Below are 18,699 nucleotides of genomic sequence, written 5' to 3' on the forward strand. Positions count from 1 at the left end.
CTGCGTCGCGGGTTCACGCGATGGAGAACTGAGCCACAATCTGCTTGAGATCCATCGCCAGCTTCGACAGTTCGTGGCTGGCAATCGACGTTTGCCCGGCGGCCGACGAACTCTGGATCGACAGGTCGCGAATGCTGATCAGGTTCTGGTCGACGGAGCGCGCCACATGCGCCTGTTCTTCGGAGGCCGTCGCGATCAACTGGTTCCGGTCGTTGATGTCGGCAATCGCTTCGGTGATCTGGGTGATGGCCTGGCCTGCTTCGTGGGCGATTTTCAGCGAGTCCACCGCTTCGCTGCGGTTCATGGTCATCGACGACACCGCCTCGTTGGAACAGACCTGGATCTTCGCGATCATCTGCTCGATTTCCTGGGTCGAGGTCTGGGTCCGGTGAGCCAGCGCCCGCACTTCATCGGCCACCACCGCAAACCCTCGGCCTTGCTCGCCGGCCCGCGCCGCTTCGATGGCGGCGTTCAGCGCCAGCAGGTTGGTCTGTTCGGCAATCGAGCGGATCACTTCCACCACCCGTGCGATGTCCTGGGCCTGCTTGGCCAGGCCTTCGACTTCCATACCGGTCTGCTGCACGGTGGCGCTGAGTTTTTCAATCGACGCGATGGTCTGGGTCACACGCTCCTGGCCGATTTGGGCCGAGCGTTGGGAGTCCTGGGTCGACTGGGAGGCCGAGACGGCATTGCGCGCGACTTCTTCCACCGCCGCAGTCATCTCATTGACCGCCGTGGCGGCCTGGTCGGTTTCCATGCTCTGGCGCTCGATACCGGCGCTGGACTCACGGGTAATCGAACTCATCTCTTCGGCAGCCGAGGCCAACTGCCCGGAGGCTTCGGAGATGTGCTGCAAAGTGGTTTTGAGGTTCATCTGCATCGCGGCAGTCGATTGTTGCAGCTCCGTCAGCTCATCCTTGCCGTTGACGGCGATGGCCACGCGCAGATCACCGTCGGCGATCTTGGAGGTCGACACCAGCAACTCACGCACTGGGGTAATGATACTGCGGGTAAACAGGCTCGCGACGACCACGGTCAACAGCACTGAAGCGCCCATCAGCACCCAGGTAAACAGACGAGTCGCGTTGTATTCGCTGGAGGCGATCCGCACCGCCTCATTGGAGCCGCGCCCGTTCAGGGTGATCAGGTCGTTGATCGAGTCCTGCGCCTTGAGGGCGACGGGGGCTTGCACGTCGCTCAGATAAGCGGCGATCTGCGCGGAGGAGCCTGTGGTAGAGAGTGTCAGAAACTCGTCGATCTTCTGGTTGTAAGTGCCAATACTGCTCATGACTTCGTCATATTTGGCCTGTTCCTCGGGGCTCGACACCATGGAAGCGTAGCTCTGGGCGATCTTCATCAACTCCGATCGGATACTTTGAAGGCTATCCCGTGAACTTTGATCCTGCCGGGCACTGTCCATGGCAAAACGGCGCAACTCCAGACGCAACTTAAACAGGGCTGAATCGATTCTTCCGGCCAGGCGAATACTGGGCAGCCAGTTGTTTTCAATCTCAACGGTTGAAGAATAGACGGAATCGACTTTTACCAGCGTCATGCCCCCTTGTATTAACAGCAGAATGCAAACCACTCCGAAACAAAGGGTGGTACGTAGATTCAATTTCAGGGATCTCATAGACATCTCGATTCACCTTTTACGTGGACTTGTTAGTTAGGTGGCTTATAGCAACTAATTTGTTTAATAACGCGTGAAAAATTCGTGAGCGATCAAGGAAATTTTTATGATGCAAGAAAAAAACCCCGTTCTTTTTAATTACTTAGCTAAACAACAAAACTCATCCAGCCTGAAGCCCAAAGCGCGTTGGAAGTCAATCGGCCCAGGCGGCAATATTTAGAATGCGAAGTCAGATTAAAGTCGTAGGGTACACGGCACCTTGGCGGCTGATTCTCCATGCCTTGTCCGGCCACTTGAATGGGGAACGTAGCCGACACAATAGAGCGCTCAGGTAAAACATACATTGACAGGTGTCAATACTAAAAAGCGCGCGCGCCAATAAAGAGCAATGCATGAGTTGCGTTGCGCCGCGAACCTTGTCTCAGACCATCAATCCATCCGGCGGCAGTGGCAACGCAGTCTTATAGCGCACTTGTTTAAGAGCGAAGCTGGAGCGGATATTGGCAACACCTGGCACTTTGGTCAGAAAGTCCATCATGAAACGCTCCAGCGACTGGATCGTCGGCACCAACACACGGATCAAATAGTCCGGGTCGCCGGCCATCAAGTAGCACTCCATCACCTCGGGCCGGTCGGAAATCGCCCCTTCGAATTGCTGCAAGGCCAGTTCGTTCTGCTTTTCCAGGCTGACATGGATAAACACGTTGACGTGCAGCCCCAGCAGGTCGGCATCGAGCAAGGTTACCTGGTCGCGAATCAGGCCCAGTTCTTCCATCGCCTTGACCCGATTGAAACACGGCGTGGGCGACAGGTTGACCGAGCGGGCGAGGTCGGCGTTGGTGATGCGCGCATTCTCCTGCAGGGCGTTGAGAATGCCGATATCGGTACGGTCCAGTTTGCGCATGAGACAAAATCACCTGTTTATTATGTTTATGCAGTTTTTTTATCCGCAAATGAGCCCGAGCGCAACGAAACACAGATAAATATTCTTCTACGCCCCGCCTATGATTGTTGTAGGACAAGATTTCTCCTACCCGGAGGATGACGGTCAGCTAGCGCGCCCACTACAAGAAATTCACAAGATCGAGCGTAGAAAGCCATGAACCAGCCGTATGCACCACTGCGCCTGCACGTTCCCGAACCCTCGGGCCGTCCAGGCTGCAAGACTGACTTTACCTACCTGCGTCTGACCGACGCCGGCCTGGTGCGCAAACCCAGCATCGACGTAGAACCCGCCGACACCGCCGATTTGGCCAAGGGCCTGATCCGCGTGCTCGACGACCAGGGCCAGGCCCTCGGTCCGTGGGCTGAAGACGTGCCTGTCGAGATCCTGCGCCGGGGCATGCGTGCCATGCTCAAGACGCGGATCTTCGATAACCGCATGGTGGTCGCCCAACGTCAGAAAAAAATGTCGTTCTATATGCAGAGCCTCGGCGAAGAAGCCATCGGCAGCGCCCAGGCCCTGGCCTTGAACATCGACGACATGTGCTTCCCCACCTATCGTCAGCAAAGCATCCTGATGGCCCGCGACGTGCCGCTGGTGGACCTGATCTGCCAACTGCTGTCCAACGAGCGCGACCCGCTCAAGGGCCGGCAACTGCCGATCATGTATTCGGTGAAAGACGCTGGCTTCTTCACCATTTCCGGCAACCTTGCCACCCAATTCGTACAAGCCGTGGGCTGGGGCATGGCCTCGGCGATCAAGGGCGATACCAAGATCGCCTCGGCCTGGATCGGCGACGGCGCCACTGCCGAATCGGACTTCCACACCGCCCTCACCTTCGCCCACGTCTACCGCGCGCCGGTGATTCTCAACGTGGTCAACAACCAGTGGGCCATCTCCACCTTCCAGGCCATCGCCGGCGGTGAAGCCACCACCTTCGCCGGACGCGGCGTCGGGTGCGGCATCGCCTCCCTGCGCGTGGACGGCAACGACTTCATCGCGGTGTACGCCGCTTCCGCCTGGGCCGCCGAACGCGCGCGCCGCAACCTCGGCCCGACCCTGATCGAATGGGTCACCTACCGCGCCGGCCCGCACTCCACGTCGGATGATCCGTCCAAGTACCGCCCCGCCGACGACTGGAGCCACTTCCCCCTGGGCGACCCGATTGCGCGCCTCAAGCAGCACCTGATCAAGATCGGCCAGTGGTCCGAAGAGGAACACGCGACGGTCAGTGCCGAACTGGAGGCCGAAGTGGTCAAGGCGCAGAAAGCAGCCGAACAGTACGGCACCCTCGCCGGCGGCCAGATTCCAAGCGCCGCGACCATGTTCGAAGACGTCTACAAAGAGATGCCGGAGCACTTGAAGCGCCAGCGTCAAGAGTTGGGGGTCTGACATGAACGATCACAACAACAGCATCGAATTGGAAACCGCCATGACCACCACCACCATGACCATGATCCAGGCCCTTCGCTCGGCCATGGACGTGATGCTTGAGCGTGACGACAACGTGGTGGTGTTCGGCCAGGACGTCGGCTATTTCGGCGGCGTATTCCGTTGCACCGAAGGCTTGCAGAACAAGTACGGCAGTTCGCGGGTGTTTGACGCGCCGATCTCCGAAAGCGGCATCGTCGGCGTGGCGGTGGGCATGGGCGCCTACGGCCTGCGCCCGGTGGCGGAAATCCAGTTCGCCGACTACGTCTACCCAGCCAGCGACCAGATCATCTCCGAAGCGGCACGCCTGCGTTATCGCTCGGCCGGCCAGTTCACCGCGCCGTTGACCCTGCGCATGCCCTGCGGCGGCGGCATCTACGGCGGCCAGACCCACAGCCAGAGTATCGAAGCGGTGTTCACCCAGGTCTGCGGCCTGCGCACGGTGATGCCGTCCAACCCCTATGACGCCAAGGGCCTGTTGATCGCCTCGATCGAAAACGACGACCCGGTGATCTTCCTCGAACCCAAGCGCCTGTACAACGGCCCGTTCGACGGCCACCACGACCGCCCGGTAACGCCGTGGTCGAAACACCCGCAGGCGCAAGTGCCGGACGGTTACTACAGCGTGCCGCTGGACGTGGCCGCGATCGTGCGTCCGGGTTCGGCCGTCACCGTGCTGACCTACGGCACCACCGTGTACGTGTCGCAAGTCGCCGCCGAAGAAACCGGTATCGACGCCGAGGTCATCGACCTGCGCAGCCTGTGGCCGCTGGACCTGGAAACCATCGTCAACTCGGTGAAAAAGACCGGCCGTTGCGTGGTGGTGCATGAAGCCACCCGCACCTGCGGCTTTGGCGCCGAGCTGGTGGCGCTGGTGCAGGAACATTGCTTCCACCACCTGGAAGCGCCGATCGAACGCGTCACCGGTTGGGACACCCCCTACCCGCACGCGCAGGAATGGGCGTATTTCCCAGGGCCGTCCCGTGTGGGCGCGGCGTTGAAACGGGTCATGGAGGTCTGAATGGGCACGCACGTTATCAAGATGCCGGACATTGGCGAAGGCATCGCAGAAGTTGAACTTTCGGCCTGGCATGTGAAGGTCGGCGACCTGGTCGTCGAAGACCAGGTGCTGGCGGATGTGATGACCGACAAGGCGATGGTGGACATTCCCTCGCCGGTCCACGGCAAGGTACTTGCCCTCGGCGGCGAGCCGGGTGAAGTCATGGCCGTGGGCAGTGTGCTGATCAGCATCGAAGTGGAAGGCGCGGGCAATACCAAAGACGTGCCGATGACGGCTGAACCGGCCAAGGCGGCGCCTGCGCCGGTAGCGCAAAGCAAGCCGGCCCCAGCGGTAGAAAGCACACTGGCACTCAAACCGTCCGTCGCGCCCCAGGCCCCCGTGGCCCGCGATGCCAACGAGCGTCCGCTGGCCTCCCCCGCCGTGCGCAAGCATGCGCTGGATGCAGGCATTTCCCTGCGCCTGGTGCAGGGGTCCGGTCCGGCGGGCCGGATTCTGCACGAAGATTTGGACGCTTACTTGCTCCAGAGTCCGGCGAAAAAAACTACGGCCGCCAACCCCTACGCCGAACGCAACGACGAAGAACAGATCCCGGTGATCGGCATGCGCCGCAAAATCGCCCAGCGCATGCAGGACGCCACCCGGCGCGCCGCGCATTTCAGCTATGTGGAAGAGATCGACGTCACCGCCCTCGACGAACTGCGCGTACACCTCAATGAAAAACACGGTGCGACACGCGGCAAGCTGACGCTGCTGCCGTTCATCGTGCGCGCCATGGTCGTGGCGTTGCGCGATTTCCCACAGATCAATGCGCGTTACGACGACGAAGCCCAGGTCATCACCCGCCTCGGTGCGGTGCATGTGGGCGTCGCCACCCAGAGCGATGTGGGCCTGATGGTGCCGGTGGTGCGCCACGCCGAAGCACGCAGCCTGTGGGGCAATGCCGAGGAAATCGCGCGTTTGGCCAACGCCGCGCGCACTGGCAAGGCCAACCGCGACGAACTGTCGGGGTCGACCATCACCCTGACCAGCCTCGGCGCCTTGGGCGGCATCGTCAGCACGCCGGTGCTGAACCTGCCGGAAGTGGCCATCGTCGGCGTCAACCGCATCGTCGAGCGGCCGATGGTGATCAAGGGCCAGATCGTGATCCGCAAGATGATGAACCTCTCCAGCTCGTTCGATCACCGCGTGGTCGACGGCATGGACGCGGCGCAATTCATCCAGGCCATTCGCGGCCTGCTCGAACAACCCGCCAGCCTGTTCCTGGAGTAAGGGCATGACTCAGACATTGCACACCACCCTGCTGATCATCGGCGGCGGCCCTGGCGGTTATGTGGCGGCGATCCGCGCCGGCCAGTTGGGCATCCCGACCATCCTCGTGGAAGGCCAGGCGCTGGGCGGCACCTGCCTGAATATCGGCTGCATCCCGTCCAAGGCCTTGATCCACGTGGCCGAACAGTTCCAGCAGACCGTACACCACAGCCAGGGCTCCCAACTGGGCATCGAAGTGGATGTGCCGACCCTGGACATCCGCAAAAGCGTGGCTTGGAAAGACGCCATCGTCGACCGCCTGACCAGCGGGGTTGCCGCGCTGCTGAAGAAACACAAGGTGCAGGTCATCCACGGGTGGGCCCAGGTGGTGGACGGCAAGACCGTCGACGTCGACGGCCAGCGTATCCAGTGCGAACACCTGCTGCTGGCCACCGGCTCGAAAAGCGTCAACCTGCCGATGCTGCCGATCGGCGGGCCGATCATCTCGTCCACCGAAGCCCTGGCGCCGACCCGCGTGCCCAAGCGCCTGATTGTGGTGGGTGGCGGTTATATCGGCCTGGAACTGGGGATTGCCTACCGCAAGCTGGGCGCCGAAGTCAGCGTGGTCGAAGCGCAGGAGCGTATCCTGCCGGCCTACGACGCCGAGCTGACCCAGCCGGTGGCCGAGTCGCTCAAGCAATTGGGTGTGAAGCTGTACCTCAAGCACAGCGTCACCGGCTTTGAGCACAACCGCCTGCAAGTGCGCGACCCGAAGGGCGACACCGTGTCGCTGGAGACCGATCAGGTGCTGGTCGCCGTCGGTCGCACCCCCAACACCCGGGGCTGGAACCTCGAAGCGCTGGACCTGGAGATGCACGGCGCGGCGGTCAGGATCGACCACCGCTGCCAGACCAGCATGCGCAATGTGTGGGCCATCGGCGACCTCAGCGGCGAGCCGATGCTCGCGCACCGGGCCATGGCCCAGGGCGAAATGGTCGCCGAACTGATCAGCGGTCAACACCGCGAATTCAACCCGGCGGCGATCCCGGCCGTGTGCTTTACCGACCCGGAGTTGGTGGTGGTCGGCAAGTCGCCCGACGAGGCCAAGGCGGCGGGGCTGGACTGCATCGTGTCGAGCTTCCCGTTCGCGGCCAATGGCCGGGCCATGACCCTGGAGTCGAAAAGCGGCTTCGTGCGGGTGGTGGCGCGGCGTGACAATCATCTGATTGTCGGCTGGCAGGCGGTTGGCGTCGGCGTGTCCGAGCTGTCCACCGCCTTTGGGCTGAGCCTGGAAATGGGCGCACGCCTGGAAGACGTGGCCGGCACCATCCACGCCCACCCGACCCTAGGCGAAGCCGTCCAGGAAGCCGCCCTAAGGGCGTTGGGTCACCCCCTCCACCTGTAAAAAACGCCCCGCGGGCTTTTGTGGGAGGGGGCTTGCCCCCGATAGCGGTGGGCCAGTCAACGCATGTGCCAACTGGCGCGCCCTCATCGGGGCAAGCCCCCTCCCACAAAAGCCCGCTCCCACATGAAGCAAGAATGCAGTATTGTTGCGCTCATTCAGAAAAAAACCGACTTGACCAGAGATAGAGGGTGTCATGGGTAACGAAAGCATCAATTGGGACAAGCTGGGTTTTGACTACATCAAGACCGACAAGCGGTTTATCCAGACCTGGAAAAACGGCGAGTGGCAAGCGGGCACCCTGACCGAAGACAACGTGCTGCACATCAGCGAGGGCTCCACCGCCCTGCACTACGGCCAACAGTGCTTTGAAGGCCTCAAGGCCTATCGCTGCAAGGACGGCTCGATCAACCTGTTCCGCCCGGACCAGAACGCCGCGCGCATGCAGCGCAGTTGCGGTCGCCTGTTGATGCCGCAAGTGCCGACCGAAGCCTTCATCGACGCCTGCAAGCAAGTGGTTCGTGCCAACGAGCGGTTCATCCCGCCGTATGGCAGCGGCGGCGCGCTGTACCTGCGCCCGTTCGTGATCGGCACCGGTGACAACATCGGCGTGCGTACCGCGCCGGAGTTCATCTTCTCGGTGTTCGCGATCCCGGTCGGCGCCTACTTCAAGGGCGGCCTGGTGCCGCACAACTTCCAGATCTCCGGCTACGACCGCGCCGCGCCACACGGCACCGGCGCCGCCAAGGTCGGTGGCAACTACGCCGCCAGCCTGCTGCCAGGTTCCGAAGCGAAAAAAGCCGGCTTCGCCGACAGCATCTACCTGGACCCGGCCACGCACTCGAAGATCGAGGAAGTCGGTTCGGCCAACTTCTTCGGGATCACCCGAGACAACAAGTTCATCACGCCGAAGTCGCCTTCGGTACTGCCAGGCATCACCCGCATGTCGCTGATCGAACTGGCCAAGACCCGCCTGGGCCTGGAAGTGGTCGAAGGCGAAGTGTTCATCGACCAACTGGATATCTTCCAGGAAGCCGGTGCCTGCGGGACGGCTGCCGTGATCTCGCCGATCGGCGGCATCGAGTACCAGGGCAAACTGCACGTGTTCTACAGCGAGACCGAAGTCGGCCCGATCACCCAGAAGCTCTATAAAGAGCTGACCGGCGTGCAATCTGGCGACGTCGAAGCGCCAGAAGGCTGGATCGTCAAGGTCTAACCCCGCCACACCGCAATACCCTGTAGGAGGGGGCTTGCCCCCGATAGCGGAGTGTCAGTCACGGGAGGTATCGACTGACCCACCGTCATCGGGGGCAAGCCCCCTCCCACATTTGATCTGCGATCATTCTCAGGATTGAGTCGGGATATTTTCCACCATCTTCTTGCCCATGCTGATCCTCGGCTCCACCCCGTACCCCAACGCCTCGTAGAACCCCACCACCGTGTCATTGCCGCCGGTGATCTGCAGGTTGATCTTCATACACCCCAAGGCGCTCAAGGCCTGCTCCGCATGCCGCACCAGCGACGCACCCAGCCCTTGCCGGCGATAGTCGGCGCGCACCGCCACCGAATACAACCAACCACGATGCCCGTCGTACCCCGCCAGAACAGTACCGATCACGACGTTCTTATCCGTCGCCACGAAGAACAGCCCGTCATTGACCGCCAGCTTCTTATCGATCGCCAGGGTCGGCAGGTTGTGCGCGGTGTCATAACCAAAAGCGTCCTGCCACAACGTAACCACCTGCGCCCGGTGCAGACGGTCGCGGTAGACGCCGATAGGGTGGCGCGACGACAGCGCTTTCTCCATCACCAACGTGCGCTCGTTGCCATGGTAGACGTCGCGCACGGTGTGAAAGCCCAGTTTGGTATAGAACGACTCGGCGCTCAGCGAAGACGGCACGTTCAACACCGTCACCCCAGCCTCGCGGGCGCGCAATTCGATTTCGATCATCAGCAGCCGACCGATGCCCTGCCCTTGCAGCGCCGGGTTGACGAACACCGAGCGCACCACATTACCGTCAAGAGAAGCGGTGGCGACGATCACTTCGTCCTGAACCGCCACCAGCACCGACCGGCGCCGGAGCAGTTCAAGCACCGCATCGGGTGTGAAGTTGCCCGCCACCCGGGCGATCACATCCGCCGGGTAATCCCGCGCATTGCTGCTGTGCAAGGCGGCGAGGATGACCCGGCTGATCCCATCTGCATCGGCGGCCTGGGCAATACGAACGGCGATAGACATGCACTCTCCTTCCTGACTCGGATACCACAACCACCCCCATACTAATGTGGGAGCTGGCTTGCCTGCGATAGCGCTCCGTCAGCCAACCTATCCGCCACCGCTTGATCGCATTCCAACCCCTTACAGCCGATTCGGCTGCCACACCCCACTTTTCAGCTTTCCCGGCTGAGCACCGCCTCGGTTTCAGCCGGGATTCCTCCGCCAGCCCGCACAAAATAGCTCCACTGCTCAACCCATGGATTCGTGCCCCCATGCAAACCACCAACACCGTCCTGATGATTCGCCCGGCGCGCTTTGCCTTCAACCCGGACACCGCGATCAACAACCGTTTCCAACGCCAGCCCCTCGACCCAATCGACGCACAGCACAAAGCGCTGGAAGAGTTCGACGGCTATGTCGACACCCTGCGCCGGCATGGCGTCGAAGTCCTGGTCGTGCAGGACACCCCGGCACCGCACACCCCCGACTCAATCTTCCCCAACAACTGGTGGAGCAGCCATGCCGACGGCAGCCTGGTGCTCTACCCGATGGAAGGCCAGAACCGCCGATTGGAGCGCAACAAGGGCGTGCTGCACGTCCTCGAACAGCGTTTTGCAATCAAGGACACCATTGACCTCAGCCATCTCGAACAACAGAACATCTTCCTCGAAGGTACCGGCAGCATGGTGCTCGACCGCCAGCACCGGATCAGCTACGCCTGCCACTCCGGGCGCACCCACCACGACGCCCTGCGCCAGTTCGCCGAACGCCTCGACTACCAGCTCTGCGTGTTCCACGCCGTCGACCGCCACCACGCGCCGATCTACCACAGCAACGTGATGATGAGCGTCGGCCGCAACCTCTCGGTGGTGTGCCTGCAAGCCCTGCCGGACGCCGACGAACGCCAGGCCCTGGAGCATTCCCTGCGCGACACCGGCAAGGACATCCTCGCCCTCGATTTCGACCAGTTGGAAGCCTTCGCCGGCAACATGCTCGAAGTCCACGACCGCGACGGCCAGCCGCTGCTGGTGATGTCCGCCAGCGCCTGGAACGCCCTGCAACCCGCGCAGCGCCGGCATGTGGAACGCCACACGCGGCCGGTGGTGGTGAACATCGACAACATCGAACGCATCGGCGGCGGCAGTGCCCGCTGCATGCTCGCGGAGGTGCATCTGCCCGCCCGCGCCACCTTCCAATAACGACAGGAGCCACTCCATGACCCGCTATATCGACGTCAACGACCTCAGCTACCTGGTCTCGCAAAAAGGCCTGCAAACCTGCATCACCGAGATGGCCGAGTACATCCGCGCCGACTACCTGCGCTGGCAGGACTTCGAGAAATGTGCGCGCCTGGCCAACCACTCGCCGGAGGGCGTGATCGAACTGATGCCGGTGTCCGACGCGTCGCTGTATGCCTTCAAATACGTCAACGGCCACCCGAAAAACACCCTGGCCGGCATGCTCACCGTGATGGCCTTCGGCGCCTTGGGCGATGTGGACACCGGCCGGCCGCTGCTGCTGGCGGAAATGACCCTGACCACCGCGATTCGCACCGCCGCCACCTCGGCCCTGGTCGCACGCTACCTGGCCCGGGACAACAGCCGCAGCATGGCGCTGATCGGCAACGGTTCGCAAAGCGAATTCCAGGCCCTGGCCTTCCACACCCTGCTGGGCATCAATGAAATCCGCCTGTTCGACATCGACGCCAGGGCCACCGCCAAGCTGGCGGCCAACCTCAAGGCGTTCCCGGCAATCAAGGTGATCCTGGCCGCCAGCGTGGCCGAAGCGGTGAAAGGCGCGGACATCGTCACCACCGTCACCGCCGACAAGGCCTACGCGACCATCCTCACCGACGAGATGATCGAACCCGGCATGCACCTCAACGCCGTGGGCGGCGATTGCCCGGGCAAGACCGAACTCGACCGACGCATCGTCGAGCGTGCGCGGGTGATCGTCGAATACGAACCGCAGAGCCGCATCGAAGGTGAAATCCAGCACATGCCGGCCGATTCGCCGGTCACCGAACTGTGGCAAGTGATCAACGGCCAGGCGCCCGGCCGCGAGAATGCGCGCCAGGTCACCCTGTTCGACTCGGTGGGTTTTGCCATCGAAGACTATTCGGCGCTGCGCTACGTGCTGGACGTGGCCAAGGCGCTGGACGTCGGCAGCGAACTGGAACTGGTGCCCGACCTGGCCGACCCGAAAGACCTGTTCGCACGCCTGGCCCAACCTCCGCGCGTACAGCACAAAAAGCGCGCCTGAAACCGCTCTGGCCTGCCGCTTTGCGCCGAGGGCAGGCCAGAACCGCGACGATCAAAAGCCGATTCAGCGGGTGCCGCAGCCGATTCCGCTGCATTGCCTGTTTTAACAGCGCAATTCGCGCTTTGAGCACGGGGTAAACGACACAAAAAACGCACCACCTTGAAGCATTCTGAGCGCGACCGAAGAGTCAGCAAATGAATGCGCGCTGCTCCTTTGACTGCCCTGACATCAATTACAAAATATAGGGACTCCACATGACGCCACTCCGCTCATTGTTCGCTGCGTTGCTATTGCCGCTGTGCGCCAGCGCCGCCCACGCCCAAGACTGGAAAGAAATCCGCTTCGGCGTATTCCCCGAATACCCACCCTTCGAGTCCGTCGCCGCCGATGGCAGCCTGCAAGGCTTCGATATTGAGCTGGGCAACGCGATCTGCGCCAAGCTCGAAGTCAAATGCACCTGGGTGCATAACGAATTCGACGGCATGATCCCCGCCCTGCGCGCGCGCAAGTTCGACGCGATCATGTCCTCCATGGCCGTGACCCCGGCGCGGGAAAAACAGATCGACTTCACCGACCGCCTGTTCCTCAGCCCCACCTCGGTGATCACCCGCAAGAACGCCGACTTCGGCGACACGCCGGAATCCCTCAAGGGTAAACAAGTCGGCGTGCTGCAGGGCTCGTTGCAGGAAGCCTACGCCCGCGCGCACCTGGCCAAGCTCGGCGCCCAGATCAAGGCGTACCAGTCCCAGGACCAGAACTACGCCGACCTGCAAAACGGCCGCCTCGACGCCACCCTGACCGACAAACTCGAAGCCCAGCTCAACTTCCTGTCCAAGCCCGAAGGCGCCGACTTCAAGACCGGCCCGGCCTTCAAGGACCCGACGCTGCCCCTGGACATCGCCATGGGCCTGCGCAAGAACGACCAGGAACTGCGCGCGCTGATCAACAAGGGCATCGCCGCCGTACAGGCCGATGGCACCTACGCCCAGATCCAGAAGAAATACTTCGGCGATCAAGACATCTACAACGAGTAAGCCAACACCGCCCCTGTGAGAGAAGACTTGTGTGGGAGGGGGCAATCCCCCTCCCCCAAAAGCCCGCTCCCCCAGGGGTCTGTCTGCGCCCTTTAGAGATCTCCCCATGAACGAATTCCTCAACCTGCAGGGCTACGGCCCGATGCTCGCCCAGGGCGCCTGGATGACGGTCAAGCTGGCGTTCCTCGCACTGGCCCTGAGCCTTGGCCTGGGCCTGATCGCCGCTGGCGCCAAACTCTCCAGCGTCAAACTGCTGCGGGTGCCGGCCACGCTCTACACCACGCTGATTCGCAGCGTGCCGGACCTGGTGCTGATCCTGCTGATTTTCTACAGCCTGCAACTGTGGCTGAACGACCTGACCGAAGCCTTCGGCTGGAACTACTTTGAAATCGACCCGTTTACCGCCGGGGTGGTCACCCTGGGGTTTATCTACGGCGCCTATTTCACCGAAAACTTTCGCGGCGCGATCCTCAGCGTGCCGGCCGGTCAACTGGAAGCCGCGACCGCCTATGGCCTGAGCCGCTGGCAGCGCTTTCGCCTGGTGCTGTTCCCGCAGTTGATGCGCTTCGCCCTGCCGGGGCTGGGCAATAACTGGCTGGTGTTGCTCAAGTCCACGGCGCTGGTGTCGATCATCGGCCTGTCCGACCTGGTCAAAGCCGCACAGAACGCCGGCAAGACCACCAACGAGCCGCTGTACTTCCTGATCCTCGCGGGCCTGGTGTACCTGGTGATCACCACCCTCTCCAACCGCATCTTCAAGCGCCTCGAACGGCGCTACAACCTCGGCATCAAGGGGATGGCGCGATGATCGAACTGTTCCAGCAATACGGCCTGGCCTACCTGTACAGCGACGGCGCGGGTGTGTCCGGGGTGGCGATGACCCTGTGGTTGTTCATCATCTCGGTGCTGTTCGGTTTTTTCCTGTCGATCCCCCTGGCGATCGCCCGCGTCTCGGAACACGCCTGGCTGCGCTGGCCGGTGGAGGTGTACACCTACCTGTTTCGCGGCACGCCGCTGTATATCCAACTGTTGATTTGCTACACCGGGCTGTACAGCCTGGAGGTGGTGCAGGACAACGCCCTGCTCAACCAGTTCTTTCGCAACGCGTTGAACTGCACGCTGCTGGCGTTCGTCCTCAACACCTGTGCCTACACCGTGGAAATCTTCGCCGGGGCGATCCGCAACATTCCCCATGGCGAAATCGAAGCGGCACGCGCATATGGCCTGCACGGCTGGCGACTGAATCTGTTTGTGGTGGTGCCCGCCGCGCTGCGCCGTGCGCTGCCGGCCTACAGCAATGAAATGATCCTGATGCTGCACGCCACGTCGCTGGCGTTTACCGCCACCGTCGCCGACATCCTCAAGGTGGCCCGCGATGCGAATGCCGAGACGTTCCTGACGTTCCAGGCCTTCGGTATCGCCGCGCTGCTCTACATGCTGCTGTCCTTTGCACTGGTAGGCCTGTTTCGACTGGCCGAACGTCGCTGGATGCGTTTTCTTGTTCCTACCCGAGGCTAACCCATGAATCAGTCCGCGCAGGCCCTGGCCACTTATCCCGTCGATACACTCGCAGCCCCTATCGCCAAGGCGGCGACGGCGGCGGTCAAACTGCAAGTCGAAGGCATCCACAAACGCTACGGCGAACATGAAGTGCTCAAGGGCGTTTCCCTCAACGCACGCAACGGCGATGTGATCAGCCTGATCGGCGCCAGCGGCTCGGGCAAAAGCACGATGCTGCGCTGCATCAACTTTCTCGAACAGCCGGACGCCGGGGTCATCACCCTGGACGGCATCAGCATCGAAATGCGCCAGGGCCGCGCCGGCACCCGCGCACCGCACCAGGCGCAACTGCAGAACCTGCGCACACGCCTGGCCATGGTGTTCCAGCATTTCAACCTGTGGAGCCACATGACCGTGCTGGAAAACATCACCATGGCCCCGCGCCGGGTGTTGGGCGTGAGTGCGGCCGAGGCGGAACGACGTGCGCGGCTGTACCTGGACAAGGTCGGCTTGCCGGGCCGGGTGGCGGATCAATACCCGGCGTTCCTGTCCGGCGGCCAGCAGCAGCGCGTCGCCATCGCCCGCGCCTTGGCGATGGAACCGGAAATCATTCTGTTCGACGAACCGACCTCCGCCTTGGACCCTGAGCTTGTAGGAGAAGTCCTCAAAGTCATACAGACGTTGGCTGAGGAAGGTCGTACCATGTTGATGGTCACCCACGAAATGGGCTTTGCCCGCCAGGTGTCCAGCCAAGTGCTGTTTTTGCACCAGGGCCGCGTCGAAGAACAAGGCGGTGCCGAAATTCTCGACCATCCCAACAGCGAACGCTTGCAGCAATTTCTTTCCAACCGCTTGAAGTGAAACCCATGGATACCAAGGCCAACGGACCCCATTCCTCCCCTGCGCTGGATCGCATCGATGAGGCGATCATCGACGTGCTGCGGCATCAGGGGCGTATCACCTACGAGAAGCTCTCGTCGCTGGTGCATCTGACCCCCAGGCCGTGTCTGGAACGGGTGCGCAAGCTCGAACGGCGCGGGGTGATCCGCGGGTACGGGGCGATCATCGACGTGCAGATGGTCTCACCGGGGCTGTCGCTGCTGGTGCTGGTGGCCTTGTCCAACCAGAGCGGGCGCTCGGCGCAAAAGGCCTTCGAAGCCTGCGTCAAAGCCTGCCCGCAGGTGTTCGAATGCCAGTTGATCAGCGGGCCGTTCGACTACAGCCTGCGCATGCGTTGCCGGGATATGGAACATTACCGAGTGCTGACGGAGACCTGGTTGAACAACGATGAGTTGCACATCGACAAATTGGTGGCCCACCCCGAACTCGCGGTAGTCAAAAACACCGCCACCGAACTGGCCTGATCCCCAGACACCGAAGATCAAATGTGGGAGGGGGCTTGCCCCCGATTGCAATTTGTCAGCTACAAATTAGTTGACTGATACACCGCCATCGGGGGCAAGCCCCCTCCCACATTTGGATCTCCGTGGATCAGATAGGGCTCATTCTGCTCTTGGCCGCGGCCTTATAGCCGACCACATCCTGGAAGCCGAACGCGGTCGAGAGTGTGGGAGGGGGCTTGCCCCCGATTGCGATCTGTCAGCTACAAATTAGTTGACTGATACACCGCCATCGGGGGCAAGCCCCCTCCCACATTTGGATCTCCGTGGATCAGATAGGGCTCATTCTGCTCTTGGGCGCGGCCTTATAGCCGACCACATCCTGGAAGTCGAATACGGTCAAGAGTGTGGGAGGGGGCTTGCCCCCGATTGCAATCTGTCAGCTACAAATTAGTTGACTGATACACCGCCATCGGGGGCAAGCCCCCTCCCACATTTTCTACCCCGCCTCCAAAAGTCGCTACAAGCGTTCATCAGCTCGCCGTAGCAAGCAGCAAATCCTGCACCGAACGCCCCTGCCCACGGTGGCGATCATGCGCGTACAACGATGCGGCAATCTCATCCGCCCGGATCGGCAGCACCGACAGCAAGGTATCGCTCAACCCATGGCTGGCCTGGCTGAAACCCTGGATGTAGATGCCGGCCTTGCACCGCTCATCCGTCACGATGCGATAGTCGCGGCTGACTTCGAAGTCGCTCATGTAGGCCTGCAGCGGCGCCAGCAACTCGCGGTGCATCTGGCGCTCGTAGCCGGTGGCCAGGATCACCGCGTCGTAATGGCTGACGCTGGTTTCGCCGTTGGCGTTATTGCGCAGGGTCAACTCGATGCCCAACGGGCCAGCGCTGACGTTCTCGACCACGGTCATGGTGCGGAAGGCCTGGCGCGCGGTGCCGGAGACTTTCTGGCGATAGAAGATGCCATAGATGCGCTCGATCAACTCCAGGTCGACCACCGAATAGTTGGTGTTCTGGTACTCGGCGATCAGCCGCTCACGCTCGGCGCCGACCTGCTGGAACACCAGGTCGGTAAAGGCCGGCGAAAACACTTCGTTGACGAACGGGCTGTCATCCGCCGGTTTCAGCGCCGAGCCGCGGAGGATCATATCGACTTGTACCGCCGGGAAGCCGTCGTTCAAATCGATGAACGCTTCGGCCGCGCTCTGGCCGCCGCCGATCACCGCGATACGCATCGCCTTGCCCTGCACGCAAGGCTGCTGGGCCATGCGCGCCAGGTACTGGGAATGGTGGAACACGCGGGGGTCATCCCTGAACGCCTTGAACACGTCGGGCACGCGCGGCGTGCCGCCGGCGCTGACCACCACCGAACGGGTGGTGCGGACATGCTGTTCACCCAACGCATCGCGGGAAATCACGCGCAGTGCTTCAACCTGCTGCTGATGCAGGATCGGTTCGATGGCCAGCACTTCCTCGCCGTAGCGGCTCTGGGCCTGGAACTGCCCGGCGACCCAGCGCAGGTAGTCGTTGAACTCCATGCGGCACGGATAGAACGTGCCGAGGTTGATGAAATCGACCAGACGGTTGTGGGCTTTCAGGTAGTTGACGAAGGAATATGGGCTGGTGGGGTTGCGCAGGGTCACCAAGTCCTTGAGGAACGAAATCTGCAGTTCGCTCTGGGTCACCAGGGTATTGCCGTGCCAACGGTAGTCGGCCTGCTTGTCGAGAAACAGCACGTCCAGTTTGCCCTGGGTCTTTTCGCGCTCCTGCAGGGCGATGGCCAGCGCCAGGTTCGAAGGGCCGAAACCGATACCGATCAAGTCGTGAACCGCGGGCGAAGCAATTGCCTGTGTCATTCCAGTGTCCTCTGGATAAGCCCCTTGGCGGTGGGGCGGGAATACCTTCACGACCTGCACAACAGGTCATGTGTTGATAGGAAACGAGGACGATGAATTAAAATTTAACCACTTGACGCTCAGGGTGCGTCCCACTCGCGCATCCGCACCCGGCAGTGCTTCATCGCATTGACGATGTGTTTTTCCACCAGGCTGCGGGAAATCCCCAGGCGCTCGGCAATCTGCGCGTGGGACAGGCCGTCGAGCTTGCGCAGCAGGAAGCTGTCGCGGCAGACCGCCGGCAACTCGGCCAAGGCGCGTTCGAGCATCTGCAGGCGCTGAGTGTGATCGTGGGTAGCGTGGGGCGAAGCGTTGGCGAAGCGCTCTTCGGCGTCCAGCACCTCCAGCGGCTCGACCTGACGCAAGGCGTTGCGTCGATGGCCGTCGATCACCAGGTTCAGCGCGGTACGGTACAAAAAGGCGCGGGGCTGGTCGATGGGGGTGTCACTGGCGCGTTCCAGCACCCGCACATAAGCGTCATGCACCACATCTTCGGCCACCTGGCGGTTGCCCAGCTTGGCGTTGAGGAAACACACCAGCTCGCGATAGTAGTTTTCCAACATGACTCCCGACCACCTGACGGCGGTATTAGGTCCTTGAATGCTTAAAAAGACAGCCCATGAGTGATGGCAGTTTGGGTAAGTGCAATTTATAGTAATTCTCATCTACTTTTAAAGAAGACTTGCTTCAGCGGGCAATTTTTTTACTCGCCAGCACTGTAACTACTTGTGAAACAGCCTAAATCTTCGGGCCATGC

Annotated in this window: 17 protein-coding genes; 12 read left to right on the top strand and 5 right to left on the bottom strand. The window is 61.7% G+C overall.

Translation table 11 applies throughout. The annotated features are described in order from the left end of the window. Window positions 1-13 precede the first annotated feature (13 nt). Window positions 14-1,639 carry a methyl-accepting chemotaxis protein gene (locus tag NR164_RS25825; protein ID WP_256823458.1) on the bottom strand — a complete coding sequence of 542 codons (1,626 nt, stop codon included), beginning with the start codon at window positions 1,637-1,639 and terminating at the stop codon, window positions 14-16. Window positions 1,640-2,054: 415 nt separating this feature from the next. Next, a complete protein-coding gene (locus NR164_RS25830; RefSeq protein ID WP_017847498.1) occupies window positions 2,055-2,537 on the bottom strand; it encodes an Lrp/AsnC family transcriptional regulator in 483 nt (160 codons plus the stop codon). Between the two features lie 195 nt (window positions 2,538-2,732). Between NR164_RS25830 and NR164_RS25835 the strand changes: the two genes are divergently transcribed. The 5 genes from NR164_RS25835 to NR164_RS25855 all read left to right on the top strand — a co-directional run bounded on the left by NR164_RS25835 (window position 2,733) and on the right by NR164_RS25855 (window position 8,894). Beyond that, window positions 2,733-3,968 carry a 3-methyl-2-oxobutanoate dehydrogenase (2-methylpropanoyl-transferring) subunit alpha gene (locus tag NR164_RS25835; protein ID WP_256823459.1) on the top strand — a complete coding sequence of 412 codons (1,236 nt, stop codon included), beginning with the start codon at window positions 2,733-2,735 and terminating at the stop codon, window positions 3,966-3,968. Between the two features lies 1 nt (window position 3,969). After that, complete coding sequence (locus tag NR164_RS25840) at window positions 3,970-5,028, top strand: alpha-ketoacid dehydrogenase subunit beta (RefSeq protein ID WP_017847500.1); 1,059 nt, start codon at window positions 3,970-3,972, stop codon at window positions 5,026-5,028. Further along, window positions 5,029-6,297, top strand: coding sequence for a dihydrolipoamide acetyltransferase family protein (locus NR164_RS25845; protein WP_046487273.1), 1,269 nt, complete (start codon window positions 5,029-5,031; stop codon window positions 6,295-6,297). It begins immediately after the preceding gene. A 4-nt stretch (window positions 6,298-6,301) separates the two neighbouring features. Then, window positions 6,302-7,681, top strand: a complete 1,380-nt coding sequence (gene lpdA / locus NR164_RS25850) for a dihydrolipoyl dehydrogenase (RefSeq protein ID WP_046487274.1) — start codon at window positions 6,302-6,304, stop codon at window positions 7,679-7,681. A gap of 193 nt (window positions 7,682-7,874) precedes the next feature. Continuing rightward, window positions 7,875-8,894: a branched-chain amino acid aminotransferase gene (locus NR164_RS25855; RefSeq protein ID WP_017847503.1), complete on the top strand. Its 1,020-nt coding sequence runs from the start codon at window positions 7,875-7,877 to the stop codon at window positions 8,892-8,894. Window positions 8,895-9,023: 129 nt separating this feature from the next. Here NR164_RS25855 and NR164_RS25860 read toward each other — a convergent pair whose 3' ends face one another. Then, complete coding sequence (locus NR164_RS25860) at window positions 9,024-9,917, bottom strand: GNAT family acetyltransferase (protein ID WP_017847504.1); 894 nt, start codon at window positions 9,915-9,917, stop codon at window positions 9,024-9,026. 251 nt (window positions 9,918-10,168) lie between these two features. Here NR164_RS25860 and ctlX point away from each other — a divergent pair, with 251 nt between their 5' ends. The 7 genes from ctlX (at window position 10,169) to NR164_RS25895 (ending at window position 16,056) form a co-directional block, all read left to right on the top strand. Continuing rightward, window positions 10,169-11,095 carry a citrulline utilization hydrolase CtlX gene (gene ctlX / locus NR164_RS25865; protein WP_193040724.1) on the top strand — a complete coding sequence of 309 codons (927 nt, stop codon included), beginning with the start codon at window positions 10,169-10,171 and terminating at the stop codon, window positions 11,093-11,095. Between the two features lie 16 nt (window positions 11,096-11,111). Then, window positions 11,112-12,158, top strand: coding sequence for an ornithine cyclodeaminase (locus NR164_RS25870; RefSeq protein WP_046382801.1), 1,047 nt, complete (start codon window positions 11,112-11,114; stop codon window positions 12,156-12,158). A gap of 254 nt (window positions 12,159-12,412) precedes the next feature. Next, a complete protein-coding gene (locus tag NR164_RS25875) occupies window positions 12,413-13,192 on the top strand; it encodes an ABC transporter substrate-binding protein (protein WP_046382800.1) in 780 nt (259 codons plus the stop codon). Window positions 13,193-13,298: 106 nt separating this feature from the next. Beyond that, window positions 13,299-14,000, top strand: coding sequence for an ABC transporter permease (locus tag NR164_RS25880; protein ID WP_057005601.1), 702 nt, complete (start codon window positions 13,299-13,301; stop codon window positions 13,998-14,000). Beyond that, the gene (locus NR164_RS25885) at window positions 13,997-14,710 is read left to right on the top strand and encodes an ABC transporter permease (protein ID WP_046382798.1); all 714 of its coding nucleotides are present in this window, start codon (window positions 13,997-13,999) and stop codon (window positions 14,708-14,710) included. Before NR164_RS25880 ends, NR164_RS25885 begins: the two co-directional genes overlap by 4 nt. A 3-nt stretch (window positions 14,711-14,713) precedes the next feature. Continuing rightward, the gene (locus NR164_RS25890; protein WP_218173175.1) at window positions 14,714-15,553 is read left to right on the top strand and encodes an ABC transporter ATP-binding protein; all 840 of its coding nucleotides are present in this window, start codon (window positions 14,714-14,716) and stop codon (window positions 15,551-15,553) included. A gap of 5 nt (window positions 15,554-15,558) precedes the next feature. Further along, the gene (locus NR164_RS25895) at window positions 15,559-16,056 is read left to right on the top strand and encodes an Lrp/AsnC family transcriptional regulator (protein WP_029296543.1); all 498 of its coding nucleotides are present in this window, start codon (window positions 15,559-15,561) and stop codon (window positions 16,054-16,056) included. A gap of 509 nt (window positions 16,057-16,565) precedes the next feature. Here NR164_RS25895 and NR164_RS25900 read toward each other — a convergent pair. Then, complete coding sequence (locus NR164_RS25900; protein WP_108525021.1) at window positions 16,566-17,903, bottom strand: lysine N(6)-hydroxylase/L-ornithine N(5)-oxygenase family protein; 1,338 nt, start codon at window positions 17,901-17,903, stop codon at window positions 16,566-16,568. 119 nt (window positions 17,904-18,022) lie between these two features. Beyond that, window positions 18,023-18,505, bottom strand: a complete 483-nt coding sequence (locus NR164_RS25905; RefSeq protein ID WP_017847509.1) for a sigma-70 family RNA polymerase sigma factor — start codon at window positions 18,503-18,505, stop codon at window positions 18,023-18,025. Window positions 18,506-18,699: the final 194 nt, after the last annotated feature.

Source organism: Pseudomonas sp. Pse79, from assembly GCF_024519615.1.
In the GTDB taxonomy this organism is placed as follows: Bacteria; Pseudomonadota; Gammaproteobacteria; order Pseudomonadales; family Pseudomonadaceae; genus Aquipseudomonas; species Aquipseudomonas veronii.

Coding starts and splice junctions, on each gene's coding strand:
- ctlX (WP_193040724.1), top strand. CDS start 10,169: ATGCAAACCACCAACACCGTCCTGATGATTCGCCCGGCGCGCTTTGCC.
- NR164_RS25860 (WP_017847504.1), bottom strand. CDS start 9,917: ATGTCTATCGCCGTTCGTATTGCCCAGGCCGCCGATGCAGATGGGATC.
- NR164_RS25840 (WP_017847500.1), top strand. CDS start 3,970: ATGAACGATCACAACAACAGCATCGAATTGGAAACCGCCATGACCACC.
- NR164_RS25880 (WP_057005601.1), top strand. CDS start 13,299: ATGAACGAATTCCTCAACCTGCAGGGCTACGGCCCGATGCTCGCCCAG.
- NR164_RS25905 (WP_017847509.1), bottom strand. CDS start 18,505: ATGTTGGAAAACTACTATCGCGAGCTGGTGTGTTTCCTCAACGCCAAG.
- NR164_RS25885 (WP_046382798.1), top strand. CDS start 13,997: ATGATCGAACTGTTCCAGCAATACGGCCTGGCCTACCTGTACAGCGAC.
- NR164_RS25895 (WP_029296543.1), top strand. CDS start 15,559: ATGGATACCAAGGCCAACGGACCCCATTCCTCCCCTGCGCTGGATCGC.
- NR164_RS25855 (WP_017847503.1), top strand. CDS start 7,875: ATGGGTAACGAAAGCATCAATTGGGACAAGCTGGGTTTTGACTACATC.
- NR164_RS25870 (WP_046382801.1), top strand. CDS start 11,112: ATGACCCGCTATATCGACGTCAACGACCTCAGCTACCTGGTCTCGCAA.
- NR164_RS25845 (WP_046487273.1), top strand. CDS start 5,029: ATGGGCACGCACGTTATCAAGATGCCGGACATTGGCGAAGGCATCGCA.
- NR164_RS25830 (WP_017847498.1), bottom strand. CDS start 2,537: ATGCGCAAACTGGACCGTACCGATATCGGCATTCTCAACGCCCTGCAG.
- NR164_RS25900 (WP_108525021.1), bottom strand. CDS start 17,903: ATGACACAGGCAATTGCTTCGCCCGCGGTTCACGACTTGATCGGTATC.
- NR164_RS25875 (WP_046382800.1), top strand. CDS start 12,413: ATGACGCCACTCCGCTCATTGTTCGCTGCGTTGCTATTGCCGCTGTGC.
- lpdA (WP_046487274.1), top strand. CDS start 6,302: ATGACTCAGACATTGCACACCACCCTGCTGATCATCGGCGGCGGCCCT.
- NR164_RS25825 (WP_256823458.1), bottom strand. CDS start 1,639: ATGTCTATGAGATCCCTGAAATTGAATCTACGTACCACCCTTTGTTTC.
- NR164_RS25835 (WP_256823459.1), top strand. CDS start 2,733: ATGAACCAGCCGTATGCACCACTGCGCCTGCACGTTCCCGAACCCTCG.
- NR164_RS25890 (WP_218173175.1), top strand. CDS start 14,714: ATGAATCAGTCCGCGCAGGCCCTGGCCACTTATCCCGTCGATACACTC.